The sequence below is a fragment of the Arthrobacter sp. P2b genome, assembly GCF_900168295.1.
Classification (GTDB): Bacteria; Actinomycetota; Actinomycetes; order Actinomycetales; family Micrococcaceae; genus Arthrobacter.
Map to the genome: position 1 here is coordinate 404,298 of NZ_FVZL01000001.1, position 13,300 is coordinate 417,597.

Consider the following 13,300-nt stretch of genomic DNA (forward strand, 5'->3'; position numbering starts at 1 on the left):
TTCAAAAGTTATGGGTCGGTGGTTGAGCTTACCGAAATCTGGTTTCGACAAGCTCAACCACCGAAGTAGTACTACGCAGGTACTGCGACAATCACCTGTGCTGCGCGGAGGACGCGTTCGCCTGACTTGTAGCCTGAGCGGAGCACCTGGCTGACGGTGTCAACCTCGATGTCGTCGCCGGGCTGCTGGATCAGGGCCTCGTGGATCGTGGGATCGAACTCCACGCCGGTCTCGTCGATGCGGACCAGGCCGTAGGTCTTCAGCGCGTTCTCCAGCTTGGTGGCGATCGCGGCGAAGGGCCCGTCGGTGAGGTCGCCGTGCTGCCGGGCGGCGTCGACGTCGTCCAGGACCGGAAGCAGGGAATTCAGGACGCCGATGACGGCCATCTCCCCTGCCACGGCACGGTCGCGTTCAACGCGCTTGCGGTAGTTGACGTACTCGGCCTGCAGGCGGAGGAGGTCGTTCTTCAGTTCGGCTGCCTCGGCGGTGGCTGAGCCTGCCGGAACCCCCTGTGCCACGGATTCCTCGGCCGGCACGTCGATGCCGTTGAGGATCTCCTCGGCCTGGGCGAGCGCGTCGCCGTCGGAATCCGTTTCACCCGCCGAAGCGCCGGCGGCGGACTGGCCGCCCTCCGGGTGCCGGGCCTGGCCGGTCACCGGGTCAACCTTGCGGTTGTCCCGGATGACCGGTTCCTGTGCGTTGCCCTGCTGGCCCATGCGCTCCTGGTTTGTGGATGAGTTGTGCTCTTCCTCGTTACCGTGGTGCGGCATGGCTACTTCTTCGCTTCGTCTTCGTCGATGATCTCGGCGTCGACGATGTCCTCGTCAGCCTTGGAGCCTTCGGAACCCGCTGCACCTTCGGCGCCTGCGGCACCGGTGGCGCCGTCCGGCGAACCGGCCTGGGCGTAGATGGCCTCGCCCAGCTTGCCCTGCGAAGCCTGCAGCTTCTCGAAAGCGGACTTCACTGCGGCGTCGTCGGTGCCTTCGAGGGCTTTCTTGAGGTCGTCGACGTCGCCCTGGACCTCGGTCTTGACCTCTTCGGGCAGCTTGTCGGCGTTGTCGGCGATCAGCTTGTCCACGGAGTAGGCGAGCTGCTCGGCGCTGTTGCGGGTGTCGGTTGCCTCGCGGCGGGCCTTGTCCTCGGCTGCGTGCTCCTCCGCGTCACGGACCATGCGGTCGATGTCTTCCTTGGAGAGCGCGGTCCCGCCGGTGATGGTCATGGACTGTTCCTTGCCGGTGCCCTTGTCCTTCGCGGAGACGTGGACGATGCCGTTGGCGTCGATGTCGAAGGTGACCTCAACCTGCGGAACGCCGCGCGGAGCCGGCGCGATGCCGGTCAGCTCAAACGTGCCCAGCGGCTTGTTGTCGCGGGTGAACTCACGCTCGCCCTGGAAGACCTGGATGGCCACGGACGGCTGGTTGTCGTCAGCGGTGGTGAAGGTCTCGGACCGCTTGGTGGGGATGGCGGTGTTGCGCTCGATCAGGTGCGTCATCACGCCACCCTTGGTTTCAATACCGAGGGACAGCGGGGTGACGTCGATCAGCAGGACGTCCTTGCGCTCACCCTTCAGCACACCGGCCTGCAGGGCTGCGCCAACAGCCACAACCTCATCCGGGTTCACACCCTTGTTGGGCTCCTTGCCGCCGGCGAGTTCCTTGACCAGCTCGGAGACTGCGGGCATACGCGTGGAGCCACCCACGAGCACGATGTGGTTGATGTCGGAGAGCTTGATGCCGGCTTCCTTGATCACGTCGTGGAACGGCTTCTTGGTGCGCTCCAGCAGGTCCTTGGTGAGGTCCTGGAACTTGGCGCGGGTCAGCTGCTCGTCCAGGTGGACCGGGCCGTCGGGGGTGACGGACAGGTACTGGAGGGAGACGTTGGTGCTGGTGGAGGAAGACAGTTCCTTCTTGGCCTGCTCGGCAGCTTCGCGGAGGCGCTGCAGGGCGATCTTGTCCTTGGAGAGGTCGATGCCCTTGACCTTCAGCTGGTTCAGCAGGTACTCAACGACGCGGTTGTCCCAGTCGTCGCCGCCCAGGCGGTTGTCACCGGCGGTGGCGCGGACCTGGATGGTGGAGAAGTTGTCCTCGTCCTTGCCGACTTCCAGCAGGGAGACGTCGAAGGTGCCGCCGCCGAGGTCGAAGACCAGGATGAGTTCGTCTTCCTTGCCCTTGTCCAGGCCGTAGGCGAGTGCTGCGGCGGTGGGCTCGTTGACGATGCGCAGGACGTTCAGGCCTGCGATTTCGCCGGCTTCCTTGGTGGCCTGGCGCTCGGCGTCGTTGAAGTACGCGGGAACGGTGATCACAGCGTCGGTGACCTTTTCGCCCAGGTAGGACTCGGCGTCGTTCTTCAGCTTCATGAGCGTACGCGCGGAGATTTCCTGCGGGGTGTACTTCTTGCCGTCGATGTCCACCTTCCAGTCAGTGCCCATGTGGCGCTTGACCGAGGCGATGGTGCGGTCGATGTTGTTGACGGCCTGGCGCTTGGCGATTTCGCCAACCAGGACCTCGCCGGACTTGGAGAATGCAACGACGGACGGCGTGGTGCGGCCACCCTCGGCGTTGGCAATAACGGTGGGCTCGCCACCTTCGAGAACGGAGACGACGGAGTTTGTGGTTCCGAGGTCGATACCTACTGCACGTGACATGTGTTGCTTCCTTCTTTCCTTGGAAACTTGCTGGCGCCCTGATATTGAGCGTTCTGCACTCAACTTTACTCAGGGCGCTTCCGATGTCAACCAAAGTTGAGTGGAGTACGCTCAACTTCTGCTCTTGCAGGAGGGGCGGAGAGTCTTTGCATTCCTTGGAATGCCGCGGTTTTACGCTCAAAAAGGCCGACGGCGGCTCTCCGGTTTCGCTACGGGAGAACCACCGCCGGGCTGCTGTCGGCGGGCGTCAGTGCACCAGGGGTTACCTTTCGACGTTCCCGTCGCCGTGCAGGGGGCCACGCTCTTCGGCCGTGGTGTTGACCTGGCCGTCCGTGAGCCGCTCCCGAATGGAATCCTCCTGGCGTGCGGAGCCCACGGTACCTGCAGGTCCGTAATCCCCGTCCGGATATTCTCCGTCCGCAAGGTTCTCAGTGGGGCTTTCCACGGAGCCGGTATCGCCGTAGTCCCCGCCTTCGCCTTCCAGGCCCGGGGCAGGGCTGCCCTGGCGGGGCTCCTCATAGGCGTCGTATTCGCTCATGTGGCATCTCTCCTTCGAGTTCCGCGTCCATACGGGCACATCCGCAGTTTATCGAGCAGCGGACCCGGTCAACAGGGCCCGGAAACGGCCTTCCGCAAAGCCCCGCGGCTTTACCGGCGGCCAGCACCTTCCAGGTCCGTCTCCGGGCTGGTGCCGGCGCCGGAACGCGCAGCAGTATCCGCCTCCGGCCGCCCCAGCTTGCTCGGCCACCAGATCTTCGGGCCGATGTCGTAGGCCAGGGCAGGTACCAGCAGCGAGCGCACCAGCACGGTGTCCAGCAGCACGCCGAAAGCCACAATGAAGGCCAGCTGCACCAGGAACATGATGGGGATGACCCCGAGCGCGGCGAACGTCGCGGCCAGCACCACACCGGCCGAGGTGATGACCCCGCCGGTGACGCCCAGGCCGCGGAGGATGCCGGGGCGGGTGCCGTGCTTCAGGGACTCCTCGCGGACCCGGCTCATCAGGAAGATGTTGTAGTCCACGCCCAGCGCCACCAGGAACACAAAACCGAACAGCGGAACGGTGGCGTCGGCGCCGGGGAAGCCCAGGATGTTGTTGAAGACCAACGCTGACACGCCCATGGCTGCGGCGTAGGACAGCACCACGGAGAGCACCAGCAGCACCGGGGCCACCACCGAGCGCAGCAGCAGCATCAGGATGAAGAGGATCACCACCAGGACCACCGGGATGATGATCACCAGGTCGCGCTGGGCCGTGGTGTTGGTGTCCAGTGCGGTGGCCGTGACGCCACCCACCAGCGCCCCGGGGTCCACGGCCTTAACGTCGTTGCGGAGGGCCTTGACGGCTTCCTCGGCTTCCAGTGAATCAGCGGCAGAGCTCAGGGTGGCATTGATCAGCACCCTGCCCTCGCGGACGTCCGGCTCGCTGGGAGTGCCCGGGGCCCCGGTGATGGGCACACTGCCCTCAGCCAACAGATAGGCCTCGCCCACGCCGTCGGCCGCTTTCACGCTGTTGAGGACCTCTTGGGCCTTGCCCTGGTCCGCCACCACGACGGCGGGGCTGCCGCTGCCCGCGTCGAAGTGGCGCGCCAGGGCGTCCTGGCCGTCAACAGCATTGGAGGCGGAGAGGATCACGTCCGTCTGCGGCACGCCGTTGGCCTTGAGCTGCAGGACGCCGGCCGAGGCCGCCACGAGCAACAGGACCGAGGCAACCCAGATAGTCCGCGGCCTCCGCGACACCAGGGAGCCGGTGGCGCGCCACAGCCCCTTTTGGCCTTCCAGCCCCGTGACCAGTTCCGGTTCACGCTCCTCGGCGGGCACCAGCTTGGGGCGGAAGGGCCAGAAGGCTGCGCGGCCCAGGAGCGCCATCAGGGCGGGCAGGAGGGTCAGCGCGGCGAACAGCGAGCAGAGGATGCCCGCCGCGGCCACGGGACCGAGCGCCTTGTTGGAGTTAAGGTCCGAGAAGAGGAGGCACAGCAGGGCAATGATCACCGTGGCGCCCGAAGCCAGGATGGGCTCGAAGGATGCTTTCCAGGCTGTCAGGACGGCCCCGGTGCGGTTGGTGGTGTGTGTCAGCGCCTCGCGGAAGCGCGCCACATACAGCAGGGCATAGTCCGTAGCGGCGCCGATCACCAGGATGGAGAGGATGCCCTGGCTCTGGCCGTTCAGCTGGATCCAGCCGGCCTTGGCCATTCCGAAGACCAGGAGGATGGCGGCGCACAGCGCAAAGACGGACGTCAGGAGGACCATGATGGGCAGGAGCAGGGAGCGGTAAACCACCAGCAGGATCACGAACACTGCGGCCAGCGCCACCAGCAGCAGGATCCCGTCAATGCCGGCGAACGCCGCGGTGAGGTCAGCCGCCAGGCCTGCGGGGCCGGTAACGAAGGTCTGCATCCCGGCAGGCGCCGCTTCAGCCACCGCGTCCCGCAGCTCCTGGACGGCTTCCTTGATTTCCGTCGATTGATTGACCGGGACGATGAACTGGACCGCTTTGCCGTCGTCGGACGGAATAGGCCCGACGACGGCGCTGCCCAGTTTCAGCTCTTCCAGTTCCGTCCGGAGGCCGGCCACTTCGCCCAACTGGGCCGGGGTGAAGGGCGCGCCGCTTTCAATAACGATGACGCCCGGAACCTCGTCCGAATCCCGGAACTTTGCCTGCCAGTCCTGCGCAGCCGTTGCCTCGGCGCTTGCCGGCAGGAACGAGGCCTGGTCATTCGAGGACACTTCCTCCAGCCGTCCAAAGGTGGGTCCGCCCACGCCCGCGATCGCAAGCCAGGTGAGCACCAGGATGACAGGGAGGAGCCAGCGCAGCCAGAACGGGACGCGTTCCTTGCCAGCGGTGTGATGTTTCATGATGCCTTCCGGAGGGGACAGGGGCGTAGACTTGTTCCACAACAGAGTATCTCCATAATGGAGATAAGAGCCAGTCAAGCTTTTGTTTTTCGCTTCACCGGTACGCGGGGCGCCGGGCTGCTGAAGTAATATCCGTCAGGACGGTCCGGCAGATCCGGTGCGGGTGAGTGACGAAGAATGGAGGAGGTGGGCATGGCAGGCAAGGAACCCTCCGGCGTGCAGGCTCCTCCCGCAGGCCCCGTACCCAATGGCGGCCCCCACCCCCTGGTCCGGCTCCTTCAGGACTTCACGATCGAAGCCAACCGGTACGTCGATGCGGCCGGGGGCCGGAAAGACATGCACCGGACGGACCTGAACGCCCTGGCCGTCATTATGCGGCACACGGCCAAGGGCAGCGTGGTCACGCCCGGCATCCTCCGCAAGGAGCTGCACCTGAGTTCGCCGGCCACCACCGCCTTGATCGACAGGCTGGACAGCTCGGGCCACGTGGTCCGCGAGCGCGGCACCTCGGACCGGAGGCAGGTCCAGCTCAAGATGACGCCCAAGGCATACCAGGAGGGCGGCGCCATCTTCGGCCCGCTCGCACGCCACATGGGGACCGCCATGGCCAGCTTCTCCGAGGATGAACTGGAGACCGTTTCCCGGTTCATGACGGCGATGGTGGCAGCAACGGTGGCGGCGCGGGACGAAACATCCAGCGAGTAGCGACAAACGCGCTTTTCGCGACGTTAAATGCAGCCCGGTTGGGGGTAGCGTTTGGTTATGAGTGCCCAGCAGCCTGAAGACGACGTTTACACGCACGGACACCACGAATCGGTGGTCCGCGCCCATGCCGCCAGGACCGCAGAGAATTCCGCCGCGTTTGTCCTGCCGCACCTGACGCCGGGCTCGGACGTCCTGGACGTCGGCTGCGGCCCGGGCACCATCACCTGCGATTTCGCCGCCCTTGTCAGCCCCGGAAAAGTCACCGGCCTGGACCGCTCACCGGACATCATCGCCCAGGCGCAGGCCCTCGCCGTGGAGCGCGAGGTGCCCAACGTGGAGTTCGTGGCCGGAAACATCTATGACCTGGACTTCGAGGACGAAACCTTCGACGTGGTCCACGCCCACCAGGTGCTGCAGCATCTTACAGATCCGGTTGAGGCTCTCCGGGAGATGCGCCGCGTGGCCAAGCCGGGCGGCATCGTTGCCGTGCGGGACGCCGATTTCCACGGCATGAGCTGGTATCCCGCCATTCCTGAACTGGACGAGTGGATGGACCTGTACCAGCGCATCGCGCGGCGGAACGGAGCAGAGCCCGACGCCGGGCGGCGGCTGGTCAGCTGGGCCCAGTCGGCAGGCTTCACGGACGTCGCCCCCACCAGCAGCAACTGGCTTTACGCCACTGGCCAGCAGCGCCGCTGGCAGGCGCGCGTCTGGGGCGAGCGGGTACTGCACTCCGCCTTCGCCGAGCAGGCGCTGGAGTACGGCTTCGCGAACGCTGCAGACCTGGCCCGCATTTCGGCGGGCTGGCACCGCTGGGGCTCCACGGATGACGGCTGGTTCCTGATCCCCAACGGCGAGGTCATCGCCCGGGCATAAGTCCTTGTCCACATAGCCTGTGCTTGTACTCCCGCCTGCAACTCCGGGTCCATAGCATCGAAGCATGATCATCCAAGCAGGCTTCGACCTCGAGTTCCTTGCACGTCTGCTGATAGCTCCCGCTGGCGAACTCCTACCCCGGCTCGTCCTGATTGAGCTGGACGCCGACATGCAGTTTGGAGACATTGCGCTTGTCAGCTGCCAATTCGACGGGAGGCTCAAACCCCATTACGACACCATCCTGGGTCATCTGGATCAGGACTCGACGCGGTACTTTGCGATCGCACATGCCGGGTGCTGGCCGGAGTGCGCTGACAGCAATGAACCGGTCCTCGTAGAAGCGGAGGAGTTGCGGGAACTGGCCCTTCACCGTGGATTCGTCATGATCGGACATTTCGGCCTCGATGATGCCGGGTACATGTCGAACGGACCCCACTACTATTTTGACCGCTATCGCCTGGGCCTGCCGTGCACAATGGACCATTGGGTGCATTCAAAGCACGGGAAATGTGGCTGACCTTTCGGATGACTTACCTGGAAATTCACGCCTCCAAATGACCCACATTGTGGTGACGGCTGTAGACGCACATGCGCCGCGTAGGATTGTGAGGTGCAATTTTCCCTTTGGCTGGCTCTGGCCGGCGCCGGCGCCCTGATCAGCTTCACCCCGGGCGCAGGGGCCATCAACACCATGAGCAACTCGCTGAACGCCGGTTTTCGGCGTTCGATGTGGGGAATCCTTGGGCAGCAGGCAGCCCTGGTGGTCCACGTGGTGATCGTGGCCCTGGGGGTGGGCGTGCTGGTTGCCAGCTCCCCGGTCGCTTTCAACGTGATCCGCTATGCAGGCGCCGCGTACCTCGTGTACCTGGGGGTCCGGCAGTTCCTCAGCAAGCCGGACATTGAAGAGGACAAGGCTGAGGCCCTGCGGAACGAGCCGGCCTGGTCGATCTTCCGGCGCGGGTTGTGGGTCAACCTGCTCAACCCAAAGGCCATCGTCTTCTTCCTCGCGTTCATGCCGCAGTTCATCCGGCCCGAACAGCCCCTCTTCGCGCAGTACGCGGTGCTCACCGCCACCATTGTGGGCATCGACATCCTGGTGATGTGGTTCTTCTTCGCCGCCACAGCCAGGTCCTTCCAGCGTTTTACCCAGACCAGCCGTGGACAGTTGCTCCTCAGCAAAGTGTTTGGCGTGCTGTTTGTGGCCGTCGGAATCCTGCTAGCCCTGATCCACTAGCCGGTCCGGGCGGCTCAACGACGGCTCAAAAGTGCGGGAATGGCACGGATAGTCATCGTTCTTTACAAGCCTGTCAACATTTATGAATCGGGCCCTAGCCAACAGGGCCAATTAGCGCGCATGCTTACTTTCATGAACTCAGCGTCGAGCCCATACCGCGTCATTGCCGTCTGTACCGGCAACATCTGCCGCTCCCCCATGGCTGAACTTATGCTGAGGGCGGCTCTGGAGCGCGAAGGGCTGGACAGAATGGTGGCCGTGGACTCGGCCGGAACCACAGGTTATGAGGCGGGCCGGCCCATCGATCCCCGCGCTGCCCGCAAACTGGCGGTTGCCCACCTGGCTTCCGAACTTCACATTGCCCGGGAATGGATTCCCGACTGGTTCCGCGAACGGGACCTGATCCTGGCGCTGGACGTTGACCATTACGCCTGGCTGAGCGAGGCGGCCCCGGACCGCGAGTCACTGGAAAAGATCCGCATGCTGCGCAGCTTCGACCCCAAAGTGGCCGGCCGGGACATGCTGGACCAGGGGATTGAGGACCCCTGGTACGGCGGGCAGGCCGATTTCGACACTGTATGGCGCCAGATCAGCGGCGCCCTGCCAGGCATCGTGGACCACATCAGGGCGGCAGTACTAAGGGGTTCGGAGCTTCAGCCGCAGGAAAGCTAATGAGGGGAAACACCGCCGGCTTGTAATTGAGAATGATTCTCAATTACTCTTGCTTGCATGCACCTGATCGTTGTCAGTTCCCTTGATGCCCTCTGCCGCCAGCAGGCCTGCGAGGGCCTGGCTGCAGCCCACCCGGGAAGCCTGGTGGTCCTCCACGACCTTTTGGAAAACGGACTCGTTATCCGCCGTGTGTACAGCGGCTCCATAATGGTGGAACGGGACGAGACCATGTTGGAGCATGGCTGCCTCAGTTGTGCGGTCCGCCTGGACCTGGTCCCGGCCGTCGACCGGTTGATCGAGGAAAACCAGGGCCAGCCGATCATCATCGGCCTGCCTCCGGCCGTGCCTGCGTCGGTCGCCGTTTCCGCATTGGACCGGGGCCTCGGCCGCCCAGCCCGGGTTTCCTCGGCCATCCTTGCCTGCGCCCCGGACGCGGTGGAGGACCACATCTGGGACCCGCACACGCTGTTCGAGTCCGGGTTTACTCCGGTGGCCGATGACGAGCGCACACCCGGTGAATTCCTGCTCGGCGAACTCGCGTTTGTGGACACCGTCCTGCCGGCAGAACCGGATATCGTTCCGGCTGATCCCGTAGGGCGGAAACGTGGCTTGCACCTGATCCGGGAAGTGGCCCCGCATGCAGACATTGCACCCGCCGCCGCAGCTGTCCGCCCCGGCCTGCACCAGTACGCGGAGGCCGTGGCAAGGACAGCTCCGGGGACCATCCAGGAGCCCCGCCCGGACGGCAAGGGCACAGGCTCGCCGTTCACTACCGTGTTCCAGCACGTTGAGCGCCCCCTCCATCCCGGACGTTTCCGCCAGGCGCTGGGCATCCTCGCCCAGGGCTGCTGCGTCCTGCGGGGCCAACTATGGGTCGCTTCCGCGCCCGAATGCCGGATAGCCATCCAGGGCATCGGCCCGCGGGTCTGGCTCGAAAACGTGGGCGGCTGGCCGGAGGGGCGGCCGGGGAAGCAGCCCGCGGTACGCGCATTGGCCCCTGCCGCCGCCACCGTGATTGCCGCAACGGGAGAGGACCTGGATCCGGAGGAGTTCGAGCGGCTCCTGCGGAACTGCGAGCTCACGGATGAGGAACTGGCATCCGGTGAGGGCCTGCACGACCCCTTCGGCCTCCGGCCTGCCAGCTAGCACCCGCCGTTTCACCATCAAAAAACAAAACAAAGGAAGAACCATGAAGGTACGGAATTCACTACGGGCACTGAAGAAGATCCCGGGGGCACAAATTGTCCGCCGCCGCGGCAGGACCTTTGTCATTAACAAGAAGAACCCCCGGATGAAAGCCCGGCAGGGATAACGGTACGCTCTAATCCATGAGCCCAGCCCCCGTCATCATCGCCGTCGACGGGCGCTCGGGCGCAGGGAAGACCACACTCGCCGTCGAACTGGCGGCCCGCCTGCGCGTCCACCACAAGGTCTCCCTCTTCCACCTCGAAGACATCTACCCCGGCTGGAACGGCCTCGCGGCCGGCGTCGAACGCTACGTCTCCACCGTCCTCGGCCCGCTGAGCCGGGGGGAGGCGGCAACATGGATCAGCTGGGACTGGGAGAAACATTACGACGGCGACCCCAAGGTAACGCTCCCCGCAGAGATCGTCATCGTGGAGGGAGTGGGGGCGGCAGCGGCGGAAGCGCGTCCGCTCCTGAGCGCCGTGATCTGGGCCGAGTCGCCGGACGACGTGCGGCGGACCCGGGCACTGAACCGCGACGGCGACACCTATGAACCCTACTGGGACCAGTGGGCGGCGCAGGAAGAGGAATGGCTGGCGGGCGATGACGTCCCGCGGCACGCGGATGTCCGCGTCAACAATCTCGCAGACGGTTCCGCGGTGACCGACCTGCTGCAACTCCTCCCCTACCTCCCGCCACTGGCCCCGGTCCTGGCACCCGAACTGTCCGCCCGCCGCGGCCTCACCCTCAGGGCAAGGCGGCTGGACCGGCTCCCGGACGCCCCGGCCCTGTTCCGCTCCCTCTATGGCGGCTCGGCCAACGCCGTCTGGCTGGACTCGTCCAACGCCGCTGCCGCTGGTTTCCAACCAGGCGGGGAGGACCTGACCGGAAAGACAGCCGCCGGGCGCAGCCGCTTCAGCATCATGGCGGACGACGGCGGCACTTTCGGCCAGGCAGTGACCCACCGCTCCGGGGAAAGCCTGATCAGCACGGGCTCCGCGGCAGTCCGGGTGAACGGGCCGTTCTTCCGGTGGCTCGACACCGTGTGGGGCCGCCGGGCGGTCCGCGCGCCCGAAGGCTACCCGGGCCACTTCACACTGGGCTGGCTGGGGTGCCTGGGCTATGAGCTCAAGCGCGAAACCGGCGGCACCGACCTGCCTGCACCCACCCCTGACGCCGCGCTGATCTTCGCAGGCAGGGCCGTGGTCCTGGACCACGCCGAGGGCACGGCCTGGCTCCTCGCCCTGGAGGCTCCGGACGCGGAGGCCTGGCTGGACGCCGCGGCAGCGGCCGTCGAAGACGCGGCGCAACGGCAAGAAGAAACCCCTCCCGGCGGCAGCACCGGCGTCGTACTCCCTGCAGCGCCTGCCTTTCAAAGCCGCGACACAGGCGCGGAATATCGGGAAAAGATTGCCGCTGCCCAACACGAGATCGCCGAGGGAAACACCTACGAGGTCTGTCTGACCACAACACTGTCAGCCCGCGTGCCGGCCGACACCTTGGACCCCTGGAGCACGTACCTGGCGCTTCGCCGGAGGAACCCCGCACCCTTCGCGAGCTTCCTCCGGCTGGGCAGCGTCACGGTGGCGAGCACCTCCCCCGAGCGGTTCCTCAAGATAGCGTCCGACGGCGGCATGCGCGCCGAACCGATCAAGGGCACCAGGCGCCGGGCTGCTGATCCGGCCGAGGATGCACAGCTGCGCACCGATCTGGCCACGTCATTGAAGGACCGCGCGGAGAACATCATGATTGTCGACCTGCTGCGGAACGACCTCAGCCATTTCGCCGCTCCAGGTTCCGTCACGGTTAGCCGGCTCTGCGCCATCGAGAGCTACGCCACCGTGCACCAGATGGTCAGCACCATTGACGCCCGCCTCCTGCCCGGATCGTCCCGGGCGGAGGCAGTTGCCGCCTGCTTCCCGGCGGGCTCGATGACCGGCGCGCCCAAAATCAGCACCATGGCCATCCTCGACCAGCTGGAAGGCGAAGCGCGGGGCCTCTATTCCGGCGCCATCGGATACTTCTCGCTGAACGGCGCAACGGACCTCGCCGTCGCCATCCGGACCCTGGTGATCAGCGCAGACGGGAACGGAACCGCGGAACTGACGCTCGGCGTCGGCGGTGCCATCACCGCCGACTCGGTGCCGGACGAGGAGTACGAGGAGATCCGCACCAAGGCATATGGAGTGCTGTCCACGCTGGGTGCGGAATTCCCGGACACCTGATGCGCCGCGCGGGCCGTTGCCGTGCCGCCCGCGCGACAGGTCAGCCGCGGCGGGCGGGCCTGTCGAACTTCCAGCCCTCGGACTTGAGCTCCGGGATGACCTGGTCAACGGCTTCCACGGTCTGGGTCCTGTCACCGCCGCCGTCGTGCAGGAGCACAACACCGCCAGGCCGGATTCCCTCACGGATCCGGCGGACCAGTTCCGGCGTCCCCGGCGGCTCCCAGTCGCCGATGGTCAGCTGCCAGCCCAGCGGCTGCATGCCCAGTTCGGCGGCCACTTCAGGCGTTTGTCCCCAACTGCCGTACGGGGCGCGGAAGTAGTCGATCTTTGCGTCCGGCACCGCTTCCCGGATAACGGCGCTGGTTTCCAGCAGATCAGCCTTGATGGCTTCCGGGCCCCAGGTGGCCATGTTGTCGTGGTGCATGGTGTGGTTGCAGAGCAGGTGGCCGGCGGCGGCAATCTGCCGCACGATGTCGGGGTACTGCTTCACATGGTCACCCCACAGGCAGAAGGTGGCCTTGACGTGGTGTTTCTCCAGGACGGCCAGCAGTTTGGGGGTACTTACGGGGTCGGGACCGTCATCGAACGTCAGGCTGAGGTATTTGCCCTCATGCCGGGTCGAATCGACAATGGCCGGGGTTGCCTGGTCCGCCTGCGCGGGGGTTGCTCCGGCGAGGCCTGCCGGGACGGAGGCACCGAGGGCAAGGACAGCCGCCGCGAGTGGCAGTGCGGCCCTGCGCAGGGAAACCGGGTTGTACGTCGGGAGGTGCATTGTTTTCCTTCCTGTCGTCATGAACCTCGCCGGCACGCCGCACGTCGTGAAAGCACGAAAGACCGCTGCTTTGCGGACCACAGAGCCGCGTGGCTGGCGGGGAGGATCATGGAAGTTTTCCGGTAAGTTCC

At 65.6% G+C, this 13,300-nt stretch carries 13 protein-coding genes; 8 read left to right on the plus strand and 5 right to left on the minus strand.

Translation table 11 applies throughout. The annotated features are described in order from the left end of the window. Positions 1 to 71: 71 nt before the first annotated feature. The 4 genes from B5520_RS01820 to B5520_RS01835 all read right to left on the minus strand — a co-directional run bounded on the left by B5520_RS01820 (position 72) and on the right by B5520_RS01835 (position 5,500). Entirely contained in the window at positions 72 to 770 is a 699-nt protein-coding gene (locus B5520_RS01820; protein ID WP_079595349.1) for a nucleotide exchange factor GrpE, read from the minus strand. A gap of 2 nt (positions 771 to 772) precedes the next feature. Then, positions 773 to 2,644 (minus strand): molecular chaperone DnaK, encoded by a 1,872-nt coding sequence (gene dnaK / locus B5520_RS01825; RefSeq protein ID WP_079595350.1) that lies wholly within the window; start codon positions 2,642 to 2,644, stop codon positions 773 to 775. 262 nt (positions 2,645 to 2,906) lie between these two features. Beyond that, positions 2,907 to 3,182 (minus strand): hypothetical protein, encoded by a 276-nt coding sequence (locus B5520_RS01830; RefSeq protein WP_079595351.1) that lies wholly within the window; start codon positions 3,180 to 3,182, stop codon positions 2,907 to 2,909. Positions 3,183 to 3,292: 110 nt separating this feature from the next. After that, a complete protein-coding gene (locus tag B5520_RS01835; protein WP_079595352.1) occupies positions 3,293 to 5,500 on the minus strand; it encodes an MMPL family transporter in 2,208 nt (735 codons plus the stop codon). Between the two features lie 192 nt (positions 5,501 to 5,692). On the opposite strand from B5520_RS01835, the gene B5520_RS01840 reads away from it, so the two are divergent. The 8 genes from B5520_RS01840 to pabB all read left to right on the plus strand — a co-directional run bounded on the left by B5520_RS01840 (position 5,693) and on the right by pabB (position 12,397). Next, positions 5,693 to 6,205, plus strand: a complete 513-nt coding sequence (locus B5520_RS01840; RefSeq protein WP_079595353.1) for a MarR family winged helix-turn-helix transcriptional regulator — start codon at positions 5,693 to 5,695, stop codon at positions 6,203 to 6,205. Positions 6,206 to 6,262: 57 nt separating this feature from the next. Next, the gene (locus B5520_RS01845; RefSeq protein WP_079595354.1) at positions 6,263 to 7,081 is read left to right on the plus strand and encodes a methyltransferase domain-containing protein; all 819 of its coding nucleotides are present in this window, start codon (positions 6,263 to 6,265) and stop codon (positions 7,079 to 7,081) included. 64 nt (positions 7,082 to 7,145) lie between these two features. Then, positions 7,146 to 7,598, plus strand: a complete 453-nt coding sequence (locus B5520_RS01850; protein WP_079595355.1) for a hypothetical protein — start codon at positions 7,146 to 7,148, stop codon at positions 7,596 to 7,598. A gap of 93 nt (positions 7,599 to 7,691) precedes the next feature. After that, complete coding sequence (locus B5520_RS01855) at positions 7,692 to 8,315, plus strand: LysE family transporter (protein ID WP_079595356.1); 624 nt, start codon at positions 7,692 to 7,694, stop codon at positions 8,313 to 8,315. A gap of 132 nt (positions 8,316 to 8,447) precedes the next feature. Beyond that, positions 8,448 to 8,987, plus strand: coding sequence for a low molecular weight protein-tyrosine-phosphatase (locus B5520_RS01860; protein WP_079595865.1), 540 nt, complete (start codon positions 8,448 to 8,450; stop codon positions 8,985 to 8,987). A 57-nt stretch (positions 8,988 to 9,044) separates the two neighbouring features. Beyond that, on the plus strand, positions 9,045 to 10,133 hold the full coding sequence (locus B5520_RS01865; RefSeq protein WP_079595357.1) for a GTP-binding protein: 1,089 nt from the start codon (positions 9,045 to 9,047) through the stop codon (positions 10,131 to 10,133). A 43-nt stretch (positions 10,134 to 10,176) separates the two neighbouring features. Then, positions 10,177 to 10,299, plus strand: coding sequence for a type B 50S ribosomal protein L36 (gene ykgO / locus B5520_RS01870; RefSeq protein WP_011693081.1), 123 nt, complete (start codon positions 10,177 to 10,179; stop codon positions 10,297 to 10,299). Positions 10,300 to 10,315: 16 nt separating this feature from the next. Then, the gene (pabB, locus tag B5520_RS01875) at positions 10,316 to 12,397 is read left to right on the plus strand and encodes an aminodeoxychorismate synthase component I (protein ID WP_079595358.1); all 2,082 of its coding nucleotides are present in this window, start codon (positions 10,316 to 10,318) and stop codon (positions 12,395 to 12,397) included. Positions 12,398 to 12,437: 40 nt separating this feature from the next. Here pabB and B5520_RS01880 read toward each other — a convergent pair whose 3' ends face one another. Next, on the minus strand, positions 12,438 to 13,169 hold the full coding sequence (locus B5520_RS01880) for a polysaccharide deacetylase family protein (protein WP_079595359.1): 732 nt from the start codon (positions 13,167 to 13,169) through the stop codon (positions 12,438 to 12,440). Positions 13,170 to 13,300: the final 131 nt, after the last annotated feature.